Source organism: Lactiplantibacillus dongliensis (genome assembly GCF_005405105.1).
Taxonomy (GTDB): domain Bacteria; phylum Bacillota; class Bacilli; order Lactobacillales; family Lactobacillaceae; genus Lactiplantibacillus; species Lactiplantibacillus dongliensis.
Map to the genome: position 1 here is coordinate 56,632 of NZ_BJDK01000004.1, position 18,729 is coordinate 75,360.

15 protein-coding genes and 1 other annotated feature are annotated in these 18,729 nt (G+C 45.9%); of the genes, 3 read left to right on the plus strand and 12 right to left on the minus strand.

The window, feature by feature from the left end; genetic code table 11:
• Positions 1 to 23: 23 nt before the first annotated feature.
• The 8 genes from FFM80_RS01725 to FFM80_RS01760 form a co-directional block, all read right to left on the minus strand.
• Complete coding sequence (locus tag FFM80_RS01725; protein WP_137634660.1) at positions 24 to 1,028, minus strand: rod shape-determining protein; 1,005 nt, start codon at positions 1,026 to 1,028, stop codon at positions 24 to 26.
• Between the two features lie 220 nt (positions 1,029 to 1,248).
• Positions 1,249 to 1,890, minus strand: coding sequence for a JAB domain-containing protein (locus FFM80_RS01730; protein ID WP_137639246.1), 642 nt, complete (start codon positions 1,888 to 1,890; stop codon positions 1,249 to 1,251).
• A gap of 38 nt (positions 1,891 to 1,928) precedes the next feature.
• Complete coding sequence (locus FFM80_RS01735) at positions 1,929 to 3,248, minus strand: bifunctional folylpolyglutamate synthase/dihydrofolate synthase (protein ID WP_223877277.1); 1,320 nt, start codon at positions 3,246 to 3,248, stop codon at positions 1,929 to 1,931.
• A 716-nt stretch (positions 3,249 to 3,964) separates the two neighbouring features.
• Entirely contained in the window at positions 3,965 to 6,634 is a 2,670-nt protein-coding gene (locus tag FFM80_RS01740) for a valine--tRNA ligase (protein ID WP_137639247.1), read from the minus strand.
• A gap of 60 nt (positions 6,635 to 6,694) precedes the next feature.
• Positions 6,695 to 7,042: a binding site (T-box leader), on the minus strand.
• A gap of 39 nt (positions 7,043 to 7,081) precedes the next feature.
• Positions 7,082 to 7,576: a thiol peroxidase gene (gene tpx / locus FFM80_RS01745; RefSeq protein ID WP_137634610.1), complete on the minus strand. Its 495-nt coding sequence runs from the start codon at positions 7,574 to 7,576 to the stop codon at positions 7,082 to 7,084.
• Positions 7,577 to 7,678: 102 nt separating this feature from the next.
• Positions 7,679 to 8,938 (minus strand): hypothetical protein, encoded by a 1,260-nt coding sequence (locus FFM80_RS01750; RefSeq protein ID WP_171001014.1) that lies wholly within the window; start codon positions 8,936 to 8,938, stop codon positions 7,679 to 7,681.
• 171 nt (positions 8,939 to 9,109) lie between these two features.
• Positions 9,110 to 9,883, minus strand: coding sequence for an ABC transporter permease (locus FFM80_RS01755; protein ID WP_137639249.1), 774 nt, complete (start codon positions 9,881 to 9,883; stop codon positions 9,110 to 9,112).
• A 3-nt stretch (positions 9,884 to 9,886) separates the two neighbouring features.
• Positions 9,887 to 10,789 carry an ABC transporter ATP-binding protein gene (locus tag FFM80_RS01760; RefSeq protein ID WP_223877278.1) on the minus strand — a complete coding sequence of 301 codons (903 nt, stop codon included), beginning with the start codon at positions 10,787 to 10,789 and terminating at the stop codon, positions 9,887 to 9,889.
• 142 nt (positions 10,790 to 10,931) lie between these two features.
• Between FFM80_RS01760 and FFM80_RS01765 the strand changes: the two genes are divergently transcribed.
• Complete coding sequence (locus FFM80_RS01765) at positions 10,932 to 11,516, plus strand: helix-turn-helix domain-containing protein (protein WP_137639250.1); 585 nt, start codon at positions 10,932 to 10,934, stop codon at positions 11,514 to 11,516.
• A gap of 288 nt (positions 11,517 to 11,804) precedes the next feature.
• Here the strand turns inward: FFM80_RS01765 and thiI are convergent, their stop codons facing one another.
• The 3 genes from thiI to ezrA form a co-directional block, all read right to left on the minus strand.
• Positions 11,805 to 13,022 carry a tRNA uracil 4-sulfurtransferase ThiI gene (gene thiI / locus FFM80_RS01770; protein ID WP_137639251.1) on the minus strand — a complete coding sequence of 406 codons (1,218 nt, stop codon included), beginning with the start codon at positions 13,020 to 13,022 and terminating at the stop codon, positions 11,805 to 11,807.
• Between the two features lie 18 nt (positions 13,023 to 13,040).
• On the minus strand, positions 13,041 to 14,195 hold the full coding sequence (locus FFM80_RS01775) for a cysteine desulfurase family protein (protein ID WP_137639252.1): 1,155 nt from the start codon (positions 14,193 to 14,195) through the stop codon (positions 13,041 to 13,043).
• Between the two features lie 624 nt (positions 14,196 to 14,819).
• On the minus strand, positions 14,820 to 16,529 hold the full coding sequence (gene ezrA, locus FFM80_RS01780; protein WP_137639253.1) for a septation ring formation regulator EzrA: 1,710 nt from the start codon (positions 16,527 to 16,529) through the stop codon (positions 14,820 to 14,822).
• A gap of 172 nt (positions 16,530 to 16,701) precedes the next feature.
• Between ezrA and FFM80_RS01785 the strand changes: the two genes are divergently transcribed.
• Together FFM80_RS01785 and rpsD are read left to right on the plus strand one after the other, a co-directional pair.
• On the plus strand, positions 16,702 to 17,163 hold the full coding sequence (locus tag FFM80_RS01785; protein WP_137639254.1) for a GAF domain-containing protein: 462 nt from the start codon (positions 16,702 to 16,704) through the stop codon (positions 17,161 to 17,163).
• A gap of 200 nt (positions 17,164 to 17,363) precedes the next feature.
• The gene (gene rpsD / locus FFM80_RS01790; RefSeq protein ID WP_137634619.1) at positions 17,364 to 17,972 is read left to right on the plus strand and encodes a 30S ribosomal protein S4; all 609 of its coding nucleotides are present in this window, start codon (positions 17,364 to 17,366) and stop codon (positions 17,970 to 17,972) included.
• A 132-nt stretch (positions 17,973 to 18,104) separates the two neighbouring features.
• On the opposite strand, the gene FFM80_RS01795 is transcribed toward rpsD, so the two are convergent.
• A complete protein-coding gene (locus tag FFM80_RS01795; protein ID WP_137639255.1) occupies positions 18,105 to 18,725 on the minus strand; it encodes a DUF1054 family protein in 621 nt (206 codons plus the stop codon).
• Positions 18,726 to 18,729 lie beyond the last annotated feature (4 nt).

The window sequence follows — 18,729 nt, forward strand, 5'->3', positions numbered from 1 at the left end:
GAAGTCATCTTCCCGCTCACCTGTTATCGCTTTTTCATAACATCGATGCTCTTGAGTGATTCCCCAGTCCCAACGGCCACACAATCAAGGGGTTCGTTAGCAATAAATACGGGTACTTTCGTCGCATCAGCAATGACTTCGGAAAGATTCTTTAATAAGGCGCCACCACCGGTCAAGACAATCCCATGGTCAATCACGTCAGACGCGATTTCAGGGGAAGTTTCTTCCAAGGTTTCCTTAATTGCCGAAATGATTTCTGAGACGATTTCTTGAATCGCTTCAGCGACATCGACTGCTGAAATTTCAACTGTTTTTGGTAAACCGGATAATAAGTCCCGGCCACGAATGGTTGAGCTTTCAATGTCTTTAGCAGCTTCAAGCGAAGCTGAGCCAACATCGATCTTTAATTGTTCGGCCGTCCGTTCACCAATTAGTAAGTTAAACTTTTGCCGAACATGATAGATGATCGAGTCATCGATCTTATCACCAGCCATCCGGATTGACCGACTCGACACAATCCCACCTAAGGAAATTGTAGCCACATCAGTCGTCCCGCCACCAATATCAACAACCATGCTACCAGTTGGATCCATGACCGGCAAACCGGCCCCAATCGCTGCGGCAAATGGTTCTTCAATGACATAAGCATCCCGGGCGCCGGCAACTCGAGTCGCATCAATCACGGCTCGTTTTTCGACTTCGGTAACGCCGCTTGGTACACAAACCATGACATAAGGCTTACCATTAGAACGGCCTAATGTCTTTTGAATAAAGTATTTCATCATAGCAACGGTGGTATCGTAATCCGCAATGACCCCATCTTTCATTGGTCGAATCGCCACGATACTTGCTGGCGTTCTCCCAATCATATCCCGTGCATCTGAACCAACGGATACGATTTCACCAGTCTTCGTGTTCTTCGCAACTACAGATGGTTCTCGTAGCACGATTCCCTTGCCGTCAACGTACACAATTGTGTTGGCAGTACCGAGATCGATCCCGATATTCTTTGTCCCAAATCCGAACACTACATTCATCCCTTCATCATAAACATTTTAATTTTTTATATTAGTCATAATAGTTAGTATTATAGCATAATAGCCCGGCATAAAAAATCTGCCTGAATCCTAGCATACCGTAATATATTAAAAAATACAGTTCCACTATTTAACTTAGATAAAATTTAACAAAAAACGCGATTAAGCGGATTATTAATCCGTCCTAACCCCGTTATTTTACCACATTCTTTTACGATTCGATATTACAATTCAACAACCCTTGCTCCGCAAAACTAAAGTAATCGGTTTCACCAACCACAAAACTATCCAAAAGTGGTATACCCAATAACTCACCACAGTCTTGTAGCCGCTTGGTAAAGGCCGCATCCCGTTTCGACGGGGTCGCGTCCCCGCTCGGATGATTATGGGCAATCACCACGCGAGCCGTATTGGTTAGTAAGGCCGCCTGAAAAAGCTCCCGCGGATGAACCGGGCAGGCATTCAGCGTCCCCTGAAAGATCACTTGGCGTTTCACAATCTGATTCTTCGTATCTAAGCATAACAATAAGAGTTGTTCTTGCCCCAGACCAGCAAAATCATGTTGGAGTTGTGCGCCAGTCTGCTCACTACCATAAATTTGGCCTAATCGGACCCGCGGTTGTTGCTGCAAAAGTTGCCCGCAACGAATCGCCATTAACAAACTATTCCAAAGCGGATTAGGATTAACCTGTTCCGACCACTCATGCATCTGTGCTAACGGATAGCTCTGCTCAAAAGCCTGCGCCGCTTCATCCGCCGCACTGGGCGTCATAAAATCACCGAAAAAACGTTGGATCAAGTGCTGAATCTGATCCAGCTGATTATCACTCGTGCTCGTTACTAATAAACTCATCGAAATTTCCTCCCTACTCAAGAGGCAACTCCGTAAAGCTAATCCGTTTCCGTTTTAAAATATGCCCGCACATCCGAAATAAAGTACAGTGACCCCGTCAATAAGATGATATCGTCACTCGACATTTCGCTAGTGACCTGCACTAACGCTGACTGCCAATCATCAAAGACGGGCGCTGACATTCCGGCTGGCAATTCAGCTTCCAGCGTATCTGGAGCGGTCACCTGCCGCGTATTTGGCCCGGCAAAGCGTGTTAGTAACAAGCGCACATTTGGCAATTTAGCCAGCGTTTGAATCATTTGGGCATGTTGCTTGTCCGCTAAGACTGCCAAGATCAGGTACACCGTTTGTTGACCGAAACGCTGCTTTAAAGTCGCCGCTAATTCAGTCATTGCCGGTTCATTGTGCGCGCCATCGATCACAATCAGCGGTTCGTCATTCAACCGTTCCAACCGACCGGGCCACTGTGTCTGCGCCAAGCCTTGTCGGACATCCCGTGCTTGAATCGGGGTGGCCTGCAATTGATGATAAGTCAAATAAGCCGCAATCGCCACCGCCGCGTTGTCCACTTGATAGTCGCCTAGTAACGGCGTTGTTAAGTCCTTAAAATGCTGACTAATCCCATCAAAGTTAAATCGCTCCTGCCAACCTTTAGGCGGTAAGAGCTTCGTTGTGAAATCCGCTCCTAGTGTCAGTAACGGTGCTTGTTGGTCTTTAGCCGTGGCCACCATGACGGCTTGCGCTTCAGCTGGTAATTTACCGACAACCACCGGGACGTTTGGCTTAATAATCCCCGCTTTTTGGGTCGCAATCGCCGTTAACGTCCGACCAAGAATCTGCATATGATCGTAACCAATCGTTGTAATCACACTGACTTGCGGCGTAAAAACATTCGTCGAATCGTATAAGCCGCCTAAACCAACTTCAATCACGGCCACATCGATTGGCTGCGTGGCAAAGTATGTGAACATCATCGCGGTGATGATTTCAAATTCAGTGGGTCCGCCTGTCGGCAATTCAGCGTCTAACTTAGCAACAACTGGTTCAATCTGTTGGACTAACGCCACTAAATCAACGTCACTAATCGGGATGCCATCGACGCTAATACGTTCATTGAACCGGGTAATAAACGGTGAGGTAAAGGTCCCCACCGTCAACCCATCGGCCATCAACAAATCCCGCAAATCCGCGACCGTTGAGCCTTTGCCATTCGTACCGGCAACATGAATCCCATGGACTTTTAATTGTGGATCACCTAATTCTTTTAAGAAACGCCGCATCCGATCAAGGGTCGGAATCTTTTTAAACTTTGTTCGGCCATGGATAAACGCCAAAGCCTGATCATAATCTTGAATCACGTTGGTGGTACTCCTCTCTTATGAGCTGGAAATTTGCCGCTCCGGGTCGACTGGATTTGATGCTGGAACGTGGTGGCCGCGTTTATGAGCCAAAAAGCGGTCTCATAAGCCGGGCTTTGACTAGGCCGGGGATAATTCACCCCAACCAAGTCAAACGACACCACTGAGCATCATCCAGGCGCCCCTGCGCTAATGACTGTCTGTTCTTTAAAACTAGCATGTGAGTTAAAAAATAATCTAACTACTTAACAACGATTTTTCCAATAATAAGTCTGTTTCCTATTTTAGCCATTTCAAACCAACTACGCTACTCTCAATCACAACATTTTGATAGACACTACTTTTGGTGCTAGTTAAAATGGTCGCCTGCCAGTTGGTTGCTAAAACGCTCAGCTAAACTAACAATTTGAACTGTTTATAAATAATCACCCAATTAACGTCGGGCGGGCCAGCATTGGCTAAGTGGTGTCGTTTGACTTAGTTGAGTGACCTCTACTCAGCTTAGTCAAAGCCCGGCTTATGAGACCGCCCTTCGGCTCATAAACGCGGCCACCACGTTCCAGCCGATGCTGGCCCAACCAGAGTGACAACTCAATCCAACCTTAAGCGTAGCCAGACTGACTGACATCACAGATGCTTTAAAAACGTGGACTACTGGCTTCAATGTACACAAAAAAGCCTACCCCACAAATGTGTCAGGTAGACTTTTTAAAAAATTAAGCTTGGGCTTTAATGTCCGCTAAACGTTGCTTAGTAGCGGCAAGTTTCGTTTGGTTATCAGCGAGTTTTTCTTTTTCACTGTTAACGACAGCTTCCGGCGCATTGCCGACAAAGCGTTCGTTACCGAGCTTCTTAGTGGCCCGCGTCACTTCACTTTCAAACTTCGCTTGTTCTTTTTCAAGCTTTTTAATTTCTTCGTTCAAATCAACCAGTTCAGCTAACGGAATATAAACTTCCGCATCGCTAATTACCTGCGTCATCGATAACTTCGGTGCCGTCACATCCGCGCCAATGGATAACGTCTTCGGATGTGCAAACCGTTGAATATAATCTTCGTTGGCTTTGAAGACCGTTTGTAACCGGCTGCTGTCGGTCTTAATCAATAGATCAACGGCAGAGGACATCTTAGCGTTAGCTTCAGCCCGGATGCTCCGAACAGCCGTGATTAAGTCGATTAATGACGCCATATCAGCTTCAGCAGCGGCATCGTCGAATTCAGGATGATCGACTGGATAATCCGCAACGACTAAGGATTTCCCAACGTGTGGCATCGATAACCAAATCTTTTCCGTGACGAATGGCATGATTGGATGGAGTAACCGTAACGTTTGATCCAAGACATAAGCCAAGACATTTTGGGTATTGGCTTTAGCTTGGGCATCGTCACCGGTTAAGACTTCCTTACTCATTTCGATATACCAGTCACAGAAATCATTCCAGATAAAGTTATACAAGGCCCGACCGGCTTCACCGAAATCGAACTTATCAAAGAGTGCGGTCACTTGTTTAACGGTATCGTTCAAGCGACTTAAGATCCATTTGTCAGCTAAAGTCCAGTCAGCCTGCGCTGGTAAGGTTGGCTTGTCCATCTCGCCTAAGTTCATGATGACATAGCGGCTGGCGTTCCAAATCTTGTTAATAAAGTTCCAAGAAGAATCCATCTTCGTATAACTGAAGCGGACGTCTTGCCCAGCGGTAGAGCCATTGGATAAGAACCAACGTAAGGAGTCAGCCCCATACTTCTTGATAACATCCATAGGGTCAATCCCGTTACCTAAGGACTTACTCATCTTGCGGCCCTGTTCATCACGAATCAAGCCGTGTAATAAGACATTCTTAAATGGCCGTTCGCCAGTAAATTCAAGACTTTGGAACATCATCCGTGACACCCAGAAGAAGATGATATCGTAACCCGTGACTAAGGTGTTGGTTGGGAAATACCGCTTAAAGTCAGCCGCATTTTCATCTGGCCAGCCCATCGTTGAGAATGGCCATAGCGCACTTGAGAACCACGTATCCAACACATCGGGATCTTGTTCCCAGTTTTCAATATCCTTAGGTGGTTCGACATCAACGTAAGTTTCGCCGGTCTTTTTGTTATACCAGGCTGGAATCTGATGTCCCCACCAGAGTTGCCGTGAGATCACCCAATCATGGACATTCTCCATCCATTGATTAAACGTATCTTCAAACCGATCCGGCACAAAGTTAACTTTGTTGTCCGTCTTTTGATTCTTCAACGCTTGTTCTGCTAATGGTTGCATCTTGACGAACCATTGCGTGGATAACCGAGCTTCAACTTGAACCCCAGTCCGTTCAGAATGACCGACACTATGCACGATTGGGTCGATTTTGATCATCAAGTCTTGAGCTTGTAAATCTTTGACCATCGCTTTACGGGCTTCAAAACGATCTAAGCCTTCATACTTACCAGCATTAGCGTTCATTGAGGCATCTTCATTCATCGTGTTGATGCGCTTCAAATCATGACGATTACCCACTTTAAAGTCATTCGGGTCATGCGCGGGAGTAATCTTAACCATCCCAGTCCCAAATTCAGGATCAACATAGGCATCGGCAATAATTGGAATTTCCCGGTCAGCTAATGGCAAGATGACATTTTTGCCAACCAAATCCTTATAGCGATCATCACTCGGGTTAACCGCCACCGCCGTATCACCCATCAACGTTTCAGGACGCGTCGTCGCAATTTCGATGTAGTGTTTACCGTTGAACGTATAATCCTTATCAGCAAATGGGTATTTAACATGGTAGAATGCGCCTTGGTCATCTTTATGAATAACTTCAATATCAGATAACGCAGTCCGGGCTTGCGGATCCCAGTTAATAATGTATTCGCCACGGTAAATCAAGCCTTTTTTGTAGAGGGTGACAAAGACTTTTTTAACTGCGTCAGACAACCCATCATCCATCGTAAAGCGTTCACGTGAATAGTCGAGGGATAAGCCTAACTTAGCCCATTGTTGTTTAATAATTGAGGCATATTCGTCTTTCCAATCCCAAACTTGTTGGACAAACTTTTCACGGCCGAGGTCGTAACGACTAATGCCTTGTTCGCGCAACTTGGCTTCAACCTTCGCTTGGGTCGCAATTCCGGCATGATCCATCCCTGGTAACCAGAGCGTGTCATAACCTTGCATCCGCTTTTGACGAATAATAATATCTTGTAACGTGGTATCCCAAGCATGGCCTAAATGCAACTTACCAGTAACATTAGGCGGTGGAATCACGATGGAATAAGGTTTAGCTTTTTGGTCGCCCGAGGGCTTAAATAGTTCTTCATCCAACCAAGTCTGATACCGACCTTTTTCAACGGCGGTCGGATCATATTTAGTTGGCATATCAGTCGTTAATTCTTCTGACATGAAGGGCACATCCTTTCTTTGACTGGGTACTAAAAAATCCATTCGTGCTAGTAATTGGATTACTAGGACGAATGGATTCGCGGTACCACCTAATTTTAAAGAGTGGTCTGAAAGCCGGGAGCTACCGAGCACCGCCTAGCTAACTGGTGATGCGGCGGTTTTTCCGCATTAGCAGTTGGCGTAGCGCGCACAGGTTGCTGGCTTTCAGAGCACGTTTCGGCAAATTTGCCAAAACCTCTCTACACTTAAACATTATTGTTAACGAACGGCGCATCCGTCCGGTCAGCCCTACTGCTTTCAGGCTAACAGCTCACAAGGTACCTTCACCTAACCACCGGCAAAAACTTCCAGCACCGTTTTCTCTCTAAAACCGGTCAGTTAAGTTACTCACTTGCTCATCGCTTGAATGTTCCTATTGTAATGAATTTTTAATTAAACGTCAATTACTTATTCGAATTGTTTTAACGCATCTAAAGCAGCCACGTAGTTTGGTTCGTGGGTCATTTCAGGGACAATTTCATGATAAACAACCTTGCCATCCGCATCCAATACATAGATTGCCCGGGCTAAAGTCCCGTTATTCGGCAAATATAAATTCGTCGCGTAACCAAATGAGAGTTCTTCATCGGAAGCAACCGTTAAATTCTTGACGCCTTCTTTAGCACACCAACCAGCTTGATCGGCAATCGAGTTATTGGAGATGGCTAAGAACCGAACATGTGGATATTGGTCCGCTTGTTGATTGAACTTGCGCGTTTGAATGGAGCAGACCCGCGTATCGATATCGGGCATCACACTAATTAAGACTGGTTTGCCTAATAAATCCTTCGTTTTGAGCTTTTCGTTATGCGTCGTGAAGACTTTGAACTTTGGCAATTGGTCGCCGTCAGCGAGTGGTTCGCCAACCAAATCTAATTCTTGATCATGAAATAATACTTGCACGTCAAACACCCCTTCAAAGAATTAATATCGATTATCAGGCTAGCGCTTGCTAGCTTGTGTCAAATTTACCGCAAACTGGGGCCTACCGCAACTGATAAACTTTCAAATTGCCAGTTGCTGCGCTTGATAACGTCGCGCCGCTTGTAGGGCGGCGGCCGTTTGACCAGCGGATTGAATTAATTGCCACCATTGGGCCGCTAAAGTTTGTTCAGGGTGTCTTAACCGCGATTGCGCATGCTGCACACTGGATTGAAAGCTCGTGAGCTGTAGCCGATCGACTAATTGCGCCAACATCGCTAACAAGTCCGTTCCTTCGGCCAGTCGTAAAGGTGCCGACCACGGCGGTGTTAACGCTGTCGCTTGATTACGAGCCGTGCCGCTAGCAACCCACTGATCAGCCGCGGCCGTTTCAGGTAACATCAGCATCAAGATTAAAAAAAGCTGGACAAATCTCACCTGCTCAACCGTAATCCCGACCGGGGCCAAAGGATTCAAATCTAAATGCCGTAACTCTAAATACTGTACACCCGTTTTGGCTAAGTCGGTCATCTGATGACCACCACGCAAGCGAATGTGCCCATAAAATTCCTTAACCGCGCTCAACTGGCCAGTAGCGACCGCCGTCTGTAAATCAGCTAAATAGCGCGTTAACGAACCATATGAAACTTGGACCTGTGTCGCGTTCGTATAACCATAACGACTATTACGCAGACTACGCACCGGTTCTTGCGGACGATCCGTCGTGGTGAAAAAGCGTGCTTCGCTGACCGGCGTCGCACCAAATAAATACGTGATTAACCAGCGATAATGTAAATAATTACGCGCAATCTTAAAATACGCGGCATTTTTAAAATCCTGCCAAACCGCAAATTCAGTCTGATGCTGAAAGAGTTCCACCAACAATTGCGGGGCTAGTTCAATGTTTAGATGCACGCCACTCAGCATTTGCCGGCGTCGCCCATAAACTTTAGCTAGCTGTTGGCGATAACGAACGGCCAACGGATCGGCTAAGCGAGCAATCGGAATCTGATTAGTAGCAACTGGCAACGCAGGCGGCATGCTCAGTGGCCAGATCAATTCAGTTGGGGCCAACGTACGCTGGACAGTTGTTTGCAACTTTTGTAACGCCCCGATAGCCGCTGCAGCGCTAGTGGTGATTGGGGTTACCAGTTCCAGTTGTGTTTCGGCAAAGTCGCGTTGAATGGGACTCCCCGGATAATTAAACACTGCTGGAAACGCTGTGGATGCTAGCTGGCCCATCGACATCACCCGCTGGCCTTCCCGTTCCAAGCCAATGTTAGCGGCCACTAAATTCGTGGGTGTCGCATATTGATCTAATAAGGCTTTAAAGTCGATAGTCACCACTCCCCTACCGGAAAAAGATAAATGATTGGCATTATCTTAGCATAATTTTCCAGGACCATCACGCATTCCTCCCTGTTATGGGCCCAGCAGCTACCCTTGGCAAGCTGTCGCCGTAACGCCTGTCGTCATGGCTAGCCTGCAAAATACGTTTCCGGCACCCTCCTCAACCTAAATTCGCCGCCTTGAAAAGATCACTGCACCTACCCCGACAAAGAACAACGCCCATACAAGATTTCCGACACCCAACTGTTGAATCGTCAAATGGGTCACATTCTGCTGGTAGCTGGGATTGCCATACTCCTCCTGTAGGAAGAACATATTAAACGGATTCCATTTCATCACTGGCAGTAACGACTTAAACGACTGCAATAATAGACTGGACACACCCTCCCCAACGAAACAAACACCAACACCAATCGCAATCGCCGCTGCACTGTTATGACTGCAACTTGCCAGTAAGAAGACTAGCCCAACAATCATCACGCCGCCATACATATCCAATGCTGCATTTGTTACTAAATTAGTCAATAAGGATTGATGGTAAAGATAGATGTTCTGCCACGAGCAGTTTCGTCCACTGCTCCCTTTGAGTAATAGTGTCATGAGGATGACTACCCCATGGAGTAAGACGCTATAGCCAAGGACTAAGACATACTTCCCCACAAAGATCGTCCAGCGATGATTCACTTGAATCGCCAACTGCTTGATGGTCCCGTACTCAAACTCCATTGTCACACAGCTGGCGCCAATCACAATAATGAGTATTGTCAGCCATTGGAACCCGCCATACGCCGATGAAACATAAAATTTCTGATCACTGACCGATACCCCATGTGCCGTCATTGCCAATCCTGCCTGTAAAAGGACCAAGATGACTGGTGCGAGCCATGCCAATCGCTGATGTCTGAATTTAAAAATCTCCTGTTGCAATAATTGTCCCATGCACTATGCCTTCCTTTCTGCCAACAAGCGTAACAAGACTGTCTCTAAATCCTCCTGATACTGGTTCACCTTTAAAATCTGAATATGGGCATCGAGAAGGATGTGCAGTAAGGGCGTCAGCGCAACCGGCTTGCTCACAATTAAGTCGCTGCCCCGCTGTATCACTGGATAGTCCGCCTGTAAAAGCACCCGTAAAGCCCGCGCATTCTCCATCGTTCGTATCATCAGAGATTGCCGCGCCGATTCCTGAAACTGAGCCATCGTCCGTTGCAATAATACTTGTCCTTGATCAATTAGAATCACTGTATCAATGATCTTTTCCAACTCACTCAAAATATGACTGGAAATTAGAAAAGTAGTCCCTTCCCGTGCTAATTGAACGATCAAATGGCGTAATCGCTTAACTGACTGTGGGTCCAACCCATTCATTGGCTCATCCAATATGACTAACCGTGGTCGGTTCACTAATGCCATGGCAATCCCCAGTTTTTGCTTCATGCCTAACGAATACCGTTTGGCCGGCCGGTAGATATAATGTTCCATCTGAAAGACCTGCACGACCCACTTCATTTGTGCCACAGAGTTCGTTATCAATTGCAAATGTTGCCAGCCACTCAGAAAAGGATAAATCGCCGGACGTTCGATGAGCGCACCTACCTGTTGCGTCACAACTGTATGGGTAGTAACCGACACTGGCTGACTCAAAATCCGAATGTTCCCGGCATCCGTCGCCAGCAGTCCCAGTAATGCTTTCATAATGGTCGTCTTCCCCGCACCATTGGGACCGACTAAACCGACAATTTTGCCGGCTGAAAATTCAAAGTTCACATCATGTAAGACGGTTCGGCGGCCGAAAGTTTTCCGTAACCCGACTACTCGAACCATGCTCTCTTGTATGCGTTGCATTAGACATCGTCTCCTCTACTCCCTTTCAGCGTACCCGTTCAAACCGCCGGATGATACGGATGCTAGCGAGAATAGCTTGCTATTTTCTGCTGATTCTCTATGCTAGAGTTAACAGCAATTATTAAGGAAGTGAGGTGCCCCCATGGCATCGACAGAACTAGGCCCGCGTTTGAAACAGTTCCGGCAAACGCGACAATTAACCCAAACAGCATTGGCGGATCAGCTTCACGTCTCGCGCCAAACCGTTTCCAGCTGGGAGACCGGACGAAACCAACCGGACATCGCCACCATTACCCAATTAGCCACTCTATACGCTGTCCCAATAGATGACCTCTTACAGGGCACAGCAGCAATACCCGTAACAAAAACAGTTGCCGATCCAAGTCCCGTCCTATTAGTGGTCCTGTTCGGCATTCTCCTGGTGGAACGCATCACCCAGTTTTCAACCTTCCCCGGCCTCTACTGGATTGACTTTCTCATCCTCTTGCTGATTGGCCTGATGATTAATTTAGGCATTGCTCGTCACCACCCGAACATTTGGACAAATCGAGTACATTGGATCGGCTTGTCAGTGTTTGCCATACTTAGCCTCATTAGTGGGAGTATCAATGCTTTTAACATGGGTTTTGGCCTCATGACGACCTGCCAATTCAGCGGCCTAGTGGTTGTCATCGCACTAGTCAGAAAGTGCTGGCAATCTCGAGCAGTTAAGGTTAGACAACCCTAAGGTCATTCGGACATAAAGTTTAATTTTTTCGGCTCTCGGCGATATTTTGCCTGGAAAATCTGGGGATCATTCGGTGGGTGTTTAAATAGGCGTGATGACTAAAAAACAGCGGCGGCTAGTCAACCGAAAATGGTTGGCTAGCCGCCGCTGCTTTATTTTGTTTTGCTGAAACGTGTTCGGCAAAGCTGGGGACTCCGCTTGCTACGCCAAGTCAACAACTCGGAAAGATCACCGAGTCATTGACTTAGCTAGGCAATGCTCGACCCCAACCCGCTGTGCCTCACACTCTTATAATAGTTCCGCGAAAACATCTTCCTGAGCATTCATATAATTCTCGCCCGGTTTAATTTCGCTAATCTTGATTCCATCTAAGGCCCGTTGCATCAAGCCTTCAACGTCGATCCGTTCTTCATATGACCGTGACCGATCAAGCTTTGGATGCGTCTTCGGTGCAGGTGGGGCAAAGATTGTACAGCAGTCTTCGAATGGCATGATCGATAAGTTATACGTATCAATCTCTTCCGCAATCTTAATAATTTCGGTTTTGTCCATCGAAATAACTGGCCGTAAGACTGGTAATGTCGTGACATCATTGATGGCAATCATACTGTCCATCGTTTGTGATGCTACTTGGCCTAAGGATTCACCATTAAAGATGGCCTTACCATGCCGTTGCCGCGTAATCGCATCCATCAAGCGCATCATCAACCGGCGTTGGACCGTCATTAGATACCCTTCTGGCACCTTTTCCTTGATTTCTTCTTGGATTTCGGTGAATGGAATCTGAATAAACTTCACGCTACCCGAGTAACTAGCTAAAGTTGACGCCAATTGCTTGGCCTTCGCTAAGGCTTGTTCACTCGTGTATGGCGGACTGAAGAAATGGACCATTTCCATATCAACGCCACGCTTCATACCAAGGTAGCCGGCAACCGGTGAGTCAATCCCACCTGATAGCATCAACATTCCTTTACCAGCTGTGCCAACCGGTAACCCGCCGGCACCTTGGATGGTTTCAGAAGATAAGAAAATCCCATTAGTACGGACTTCAACCCGTAAAACGATGTCGGGATGTTTCATCTTAACTTGAATGCCATCAACGTGGTCTAAGATTTGACCACCGAGCATATCGTTGATTTCATTTGTATCATATTCATATTGATGATCTGAGCGCCGAGTATAAACTTTAAATGTCATCCCGGGCTTGAATTGCGCTTTCATCATGGCAATCGCCGTTTCATAAACGGCATCCATGTCTTGCGGGACCCGAATACTTGGTGAGAAGTTTTGAATCCCAAAGACTAATTTCAAACGATCCATGACTTTTTGGGCATCGTCGCCATTTAGTGCGATGTGCATCCGGTCACGATCAGCATGAACTTTGAGTTCAGTAAAATCGTGCAAAGCTTTGCGGACGTTACGGCCTAAACTATCAATAAAGTTCCGTTTGTTCTTCCCTTTAGTTGAGAGTTCGCCGTAACGCACCATAATTTCAGTGTATTGCATGAACAGGTTTCCTTTCAGTTAGACGTCAGCGTTGATTTTTGAGAATTTTTGATACAACTTATCAAAAACTCGGTTAAATTCATCCGCTTCAGCTAAGGTGTTGTTTTCATCGAGACTAATCCGAATGGCACTCGTCGCAATCGCTTCCGGCGTATGCATCGCCGTTAACGTGCTAGAGGCGGCATGTTTTTTAGACGAACAGGCACTGGTCGTTGAGATATAGATGCCTTGATCTTCAAACGCATGCACAATGGTCTCGCCCCGCACGCCATTAATCGTAAAACAGAGAATGTGCGGTGCAAAGCCATCAGTCGGTTGACTAAAAATCGTGACCTTATTGAAGGTCTTAATGTGATCATAGACCCGTTGCTTAATGGCCCGTTCACGTGCGACTTTTTCATCTTCATCAGTTAATAATAATCGTAAGGCCTTGGCCATCCCAGCAATTGCGGGCACATTTTCAGTCCCAGAACGCAAGTTGCTTTCTTGCCCACCACCAGACATCAGTGGCGCTAACTTCCGACCGGTCCGAGAATAAATAAACCCAATCCCGCGGGGCGCATGGAACTTATGCCCCGAGAAGGTCACAAAGTCCACCCGATCGTTCATAATCATCGATTGAATGCCCTTACCAATCCCTTGGACCGCATCAATATGAAAATGAATCTTCGGATATTGCTTCAAAACTTCGGCCACTTCAGTCAGTGGTTGAATCGTGCCGATTTCATTATTAACGGCCATCACGGATACTAAAATCGTATCTGGACGAATTGCTGCCTTTAAATCATCAACCGAAATTCGGCCCTCTTTGTCAACTGGCAAATAAGTAATGTCGAAGCCTAAATCTCTGAGTTGTTCCATTGAATTATGAATTGCCGGATGTTCAACGGCAGTCGTAATCAAATGCTTGCCAAAAGACCGCTTTTCAATCGCAGTGCCTTTCACGACCCAGTTATCACCTTCCGTCCCACCAGACGTGAAGAAAATTTCCCGGGACTTCACACCCAATAACGTGGCAATCTGATGACGGGACTGTTCCAATAAATGGAAGGCCGTTTCACCAAAGTTGTGCAAACTAGACGGATTTCCCCACACTTGTTGAGAAACCTTCGTATACGTCTCTAATACTGATGGTGCAGCTTGCGTGGTTGCACTATTATCAAAATAAATCATCTTGAGCCTTCACTTTCCTAAAAAGCAGCACAGCATGCTTACTTTCGATAAGAATTCTTTGCAATTATACCAAATATTAAGGTTGAAACAAGTTTTTTTGTTTTCAAGCTGGCGTTTTCAGCCTATTTTGACCGTGACACAGCAACTTTATTTAAACTAGCTGCTAATTGGCCGTCTCCGTTGACCAGCAAGTTCGCGGTGGGGCAGACCTGCAGCCAAAAAACGGTCTGCAGGGCACTTGTTAGCCGAAAAAACACGTCTAACAAGCTGGCCCAATCACTAAGACCGGCAAGTCACCGGTCAAGTGATTCGACACGGCGAACTTACTGGTCACTACGACTAAAACTAGCCATGACCATACCATCAATTAACGAAATATTCTGAACGTGATCAACTACAAAATCAACTAGTTATTTAGCGCAGGGCGGGCTGGATGATGCTCAGCGGTGTCGTTTGACTTAGGTTGGATGATTTTTCCAGCCTTAGTCAAAGCCCGGCTTGGAAGACCGCTCCTTGGCTTCCAAACGTGGCCACCACGTTCCAGCATCAATCCAGCCCAACCGAAGCGAAAAGTATCGCCTATCAAAAAAACGATACCCTCATTGGCATCGTCTTTCATTGATACTATTCAGCATCGTCTTTCTTCTGACTATAATAACTGTCTTCAATCCGCTTGTAAGACCCCGGATTGACTTTATCGACCGCCGACGCAATCACTTCTAAGCTGCGTGCATAATCGAAATCCTCATTGAACAAGCGTTGTGCTTCTTCGCTGGCTGCCTGTACGTCATCATGACTGTTCTTATAACGGTTAGCATACTGCAACAGTTGTTCCGACAAGACCGCCGCATCTGTCAAATCAGTCGTCTTTTCCTTTAACGTGGCCATATCAGCTTGAATCACAATAAGCTGCTTGGTGATATCTTCCATATTAATCACTAGCTTATTAATATCATGATCCAACTTTTCGATTTCTTTACCGACCACCATAAAGTAATCCAAATAGTCTTTCGGCAACCCTGGTAAGTTCATATTCTCAACTTGCCGCTTAATCGCATGGATCTCAAAGTCAAAACGTTGCAACGTATCATGGGCTTTGGATTCTTCCGCTGCCAAGCCGGCCACACCGTCATTAATTCCGACCTGTTCTTCTTCGATCCCTTTTAATTGCTTATCTTGGTCTTCATAATGGGCCGCAATCTGACTGTAAACGGCTTGTTTGCTCGTCAAGGCGGTCATATCGGCTTGATAGATATCTTGAATATTCTTTAATTGCTCATTGAGTTCACGAGTCCGCTCAATCTCGTGGTTATTCAAAGTATAACTCTGGGCCAACCGATCTAGTTCCACTTGTAACCGGTGATTTTGGTTCATCGCATGCGTTAAGAACTTGCTGATTTCGTCTTGGCGCGCATCCACAACTTCTTTAGCATCGATTTCTGCTTGCATCACGTCATATAAGTGGTCAATCCGCTTTTCAATCGCGTGATTGCCATTTTGGGCTGCTTCAACTTTTAAGTTACCTAACAAGTCTTTATTATCGTCGATGGCTTTGTTCAATGACTGAATCTCCGGTTCAATCGTAGCCACTTCAAAGTGAAAATGCCGGTCAATCAACTGATGATACCCAGATTGTAGTTCGGTTAATTGGTCTGGAAAACCACTCACCAAATCTTTATAAATTGGTGGAATCTGATCAATATCGGTCTCTAAAGCACTCGTATCATGCCGGAGCTGATCCAAAACTTTTTCCGCCGCATCATGGTCACCAGACTTCGCTAATTGGGAGAAGTTATCAAAGTCACTCTCTAAGTTAGCTAAGCGGTCTTCCAACTTATCGATACTGGGGCCAAATGAAAAGTTTTGTGATAACAAGACTTTGCGTAAATCTTGATATTTCTTTTCCAAACTAGCCACGGCCGCGCGATGGGCTTGGTCCGCATCGTCTAAAGCATCTAATCCCGCTTGGACATCCCCAAGTTGGGCTTTGATTGCCGCTAACTTGGTATCCACTTTTTTTAAGTTCTGCCGCGCATCGACAAACTTAACACCATGCGCCTGTTGTTTGATCTGCGTCAGTTGTTCACTAACCGCGGGTAATTGCTCGTTTTGAATGGCCTTGGCCGTCGCCTGCAAGTCTTCGAACTTGGCTAACGAACCACCGGTCAAACTTAATTGTTCAATTTTTTCAAAATCAGTCGCCTGAGCTTGATCGACAATGGCTTGTTGGCGGTCCGCTAATTGCTGAACCTGCTTATCTATGTATTTTTGGAAGCCAATAATCGCAATGTAAATCACGACTGCGACGATCACAATACCGATTGCTACTTGCATACGAATACCCCTTACTTATTAAATTGCTTATTTTTTTGCTAGTGACAGCGATACCTTGCCGAACCGCTGCCTTGCTTTTTCTTGAATTTCCAATTAAAATCTAACCTAAATTATAGCATAGTCGCAATTATCAGACAGTATCAATTTGCTAACTTTCTAGGAGGAATTTCAGATGTCAGAGACCCAAACTTCACTGATGAACCAGCAACTCGACGCCCTACTCTATCAAGAAACTAATTTGGTAGCTAACTTAGCAAACGCTAGTGCGCTGATCAACGATACATATACCGACCTTAACTGGGCTGGTTTTTATTTATATAATTCAGACACCCAAGAACTCGACTTGGGCCCCTTCCAAGGCAAAGTCGCCTGCATGCACATTAAGGTCGGCGCCGGCGTTGTCGGGACCGCCTTTAAAGATCAACAAGCGCATCGTGTGGCTAATGTTCATGAATTTCCTGGACACATCGCTTGTGACAGTGCCAGCAATTCCGAAATCGTTGTGCCTTTAACTAAGGGCGACCGTCAAATCGGGGTACTGGATATTGATTCCCCATCATTAGATCGCTTTACAGCTGAAAATGAAGCCGAATTAGTCGAATTTGCGAAAATTCTCGTGCAACACATTGACTAAACTAGGTTTTCCATGCTATGCTACTCTTTGTGTAAAATAATGCAGCAGTGAGTGGGTAAGCTCGTCAACAGATTGGTGCCACTTATTGGTCAGTTAGTAACCTGCGGCTGCAATGGCGAACCCTGCAGTTCAATCTGAACGAATATCGAACTCACATCGGATTATTTTACTCCAACTAAAATTATTGGAGGATACAACATATGTCTCGTTATACAGGTCCAAGTTGGAAGATCTCCCGTCGTTTGGGAATGTCTCTTTCAGGTACTGGTAAAGAATTAGCTCGTCGTCCTTATGCACCTGGTGATCATGGTCAAGGTCGTCACAGTAAGCTTTCAGAATACGGTACACAATTACGCGAAAAGCAAAAGTTACGGATGATGTACGGTTTAACTGAACGTCAATTCTCTAACTTATTTATCAAAGCTGGTAAAATCCGCGAAGGTAAGCATGGTGTTAACTTCATGATCTTACTCGAACGTCGTTTAGACAACATGGTTTACCGTTTAGGTTTAGCGACTACTCGTCGTCAAGCTCGTCAATTGGTAAACCATGGCCACATCACTGTTGATGGCAAACGTGTTGACATTCCTTCATACGAAGTTAAAGTCGGCCAAGTTATCTCAGTTCGTGACAAGTCTAAGAAGTTAGTCGTTATCACCGGCGCTGTTGAAGCCGTTGTTTCACGTCCTAACTTCGTTCAATTCGATGCCGACAAACTTGAAGGCTCATTGATTCGCTTACCAGAACGTGAAGAACTTGAAGCAGATATCGACGAATCACTTATCGTTGAATACTACAACAAACTTTAATTTCCGGTTTATTAAAAAGTCGCTTGCATTTGCAGGCGGCTTTTTTTGTACGCTCAATTTGATTAATCAATCTGGAATCGGCTCAGCTTACCAGCCGATTCCAGCTTTCTTATTTTAATCCCAACCCCACTACTAATCTTCATTCAACCAGGCGGCCATAATTGGTTGGTAAATTGGCATTAGCTTTTCAAACGTCGCAAAAATATACGCATTTAATGCCTTGGGGTTCGCAAATAACTCATCATCTGCCATAACCGCGCGCCCCGCCACCAGCTCGCTATGCTTGTACTTGTCAAACTTTGTCATCGCCGCCTCAATATTGGCCAGCGTCGCAGGTTCAGTCTGTGGTACCCCATGATTGTTGCTGATCACAAAATCTGCTGGTAACTGCTGATACAGCCGCTTCAATTCAACTGGTGACACCGCAGCTTGTACCGCGGCTTTACTTTCATCCAAAATATCGAAATAAATAAACAAGCGATCCGGCCAAAAGCCGAGTTCAAAGTGTGGTAAGGCTTTGTAACTACGGGCGTTCTCACTAAACGCCACCCAGGTATCTACCGGTGGATTCTTAAAACGCCGCAAATGTTTCGCCACATGCGCATAGAATTGATGGGCCGGTGGTGTACTCAATTGATCAATGATGGTCGGCGCAATGGCGTCAAACTTCGGATCAATCACCGTTTTGATCAAGTGCATCCGCCCAGCTAACGTTGGCTCATTAAAAATCTCAAAATCACTTTGCGTAAACATCCCG

What these genes read in the sequence shown, in the direction of transcription:
- FFM80_RS01730 (WP_137639246.1), bottom strand. Translation starts at nt 1,890, where the DNA reads ATGAGTTTATTAGTAACGAGCACGAGTGATAATCAGCTGGATCAGATT.
- FFM80_RS01785 (WP_137639254.1), top strand. Translation starts at nt 16,702, where the DNA reads ATGTCAGAGACCCAAACTTCACTGATGAACCAGCAACTCGACGCCCTA.
- FFM80_RS01740 (WP_137639247.1), bottom strand. Translation starts at nt 6,634, where the DNA reads ATGTCAGAAGAATTAACGACTGATATGCCAACTAAATATGATCCGACC.
- FFM80_RS01765 (WP_137639250.1), top strand. Translation starts at nt 10,932, where the DNA reads ATGGCATCGACAGAACTAGGCCCGCGTTTGAAACAGTTCCGGCAAACG.
- FFM80_RS01755 (WP_137639249.1), bottom strand. Translation starts at nt 9,883, where the DNA reads ATGGGACAATTATTGCAACAGGAGATTTTTAAATTCAGACATCAGCGA.
- thiI (WP_137639251.1), bottom strand. Translation starts at nt 13,022, where the DNA reads ATGCAATACACTGAAATTATGGTGCGTTACGGCGAACTCTCAACTAAA.
- FFM80_RS01760 (WP_223877278.1), bottom strand. Translation starts at nt 10,789, where the DNA reads ATGCAACGCATACAAGAGAGCATGGTTCGAGTAGTCGGGTTACGGAAA.
- rpsD (WP_137634619.1), top strand. Translation starts at nt 17,364, where the DNA reads ATGTCTCGTTATACAGGTCCAAGTTGGAAGATCTCCCGTCGTTTGGGA.
- FFM80_RS01775 (WP_137639252.1), bottom strand. Translation starts at nt 14,195, where the DNA reads ATGATTTATTTTGATAATAGTGCAACCACGCAAGCTGCACCATCAGTA.
- ezrA (WP_137639253.1), bottom strand. Translation starts at nt 16,529, where the DNA reads ATGCAAGTAGCAATCGGTATTGTGATCGTCGCAGTCGTGATTTACATT.
- FFM80_RS01795 (WP_137639255.1), bottom strand. Translation starts at nt 18,725, where the DNA reads ATGTTTACGCAAAGTGATTTTGAGATTTTTAATGAGCCAACGTTAGCT.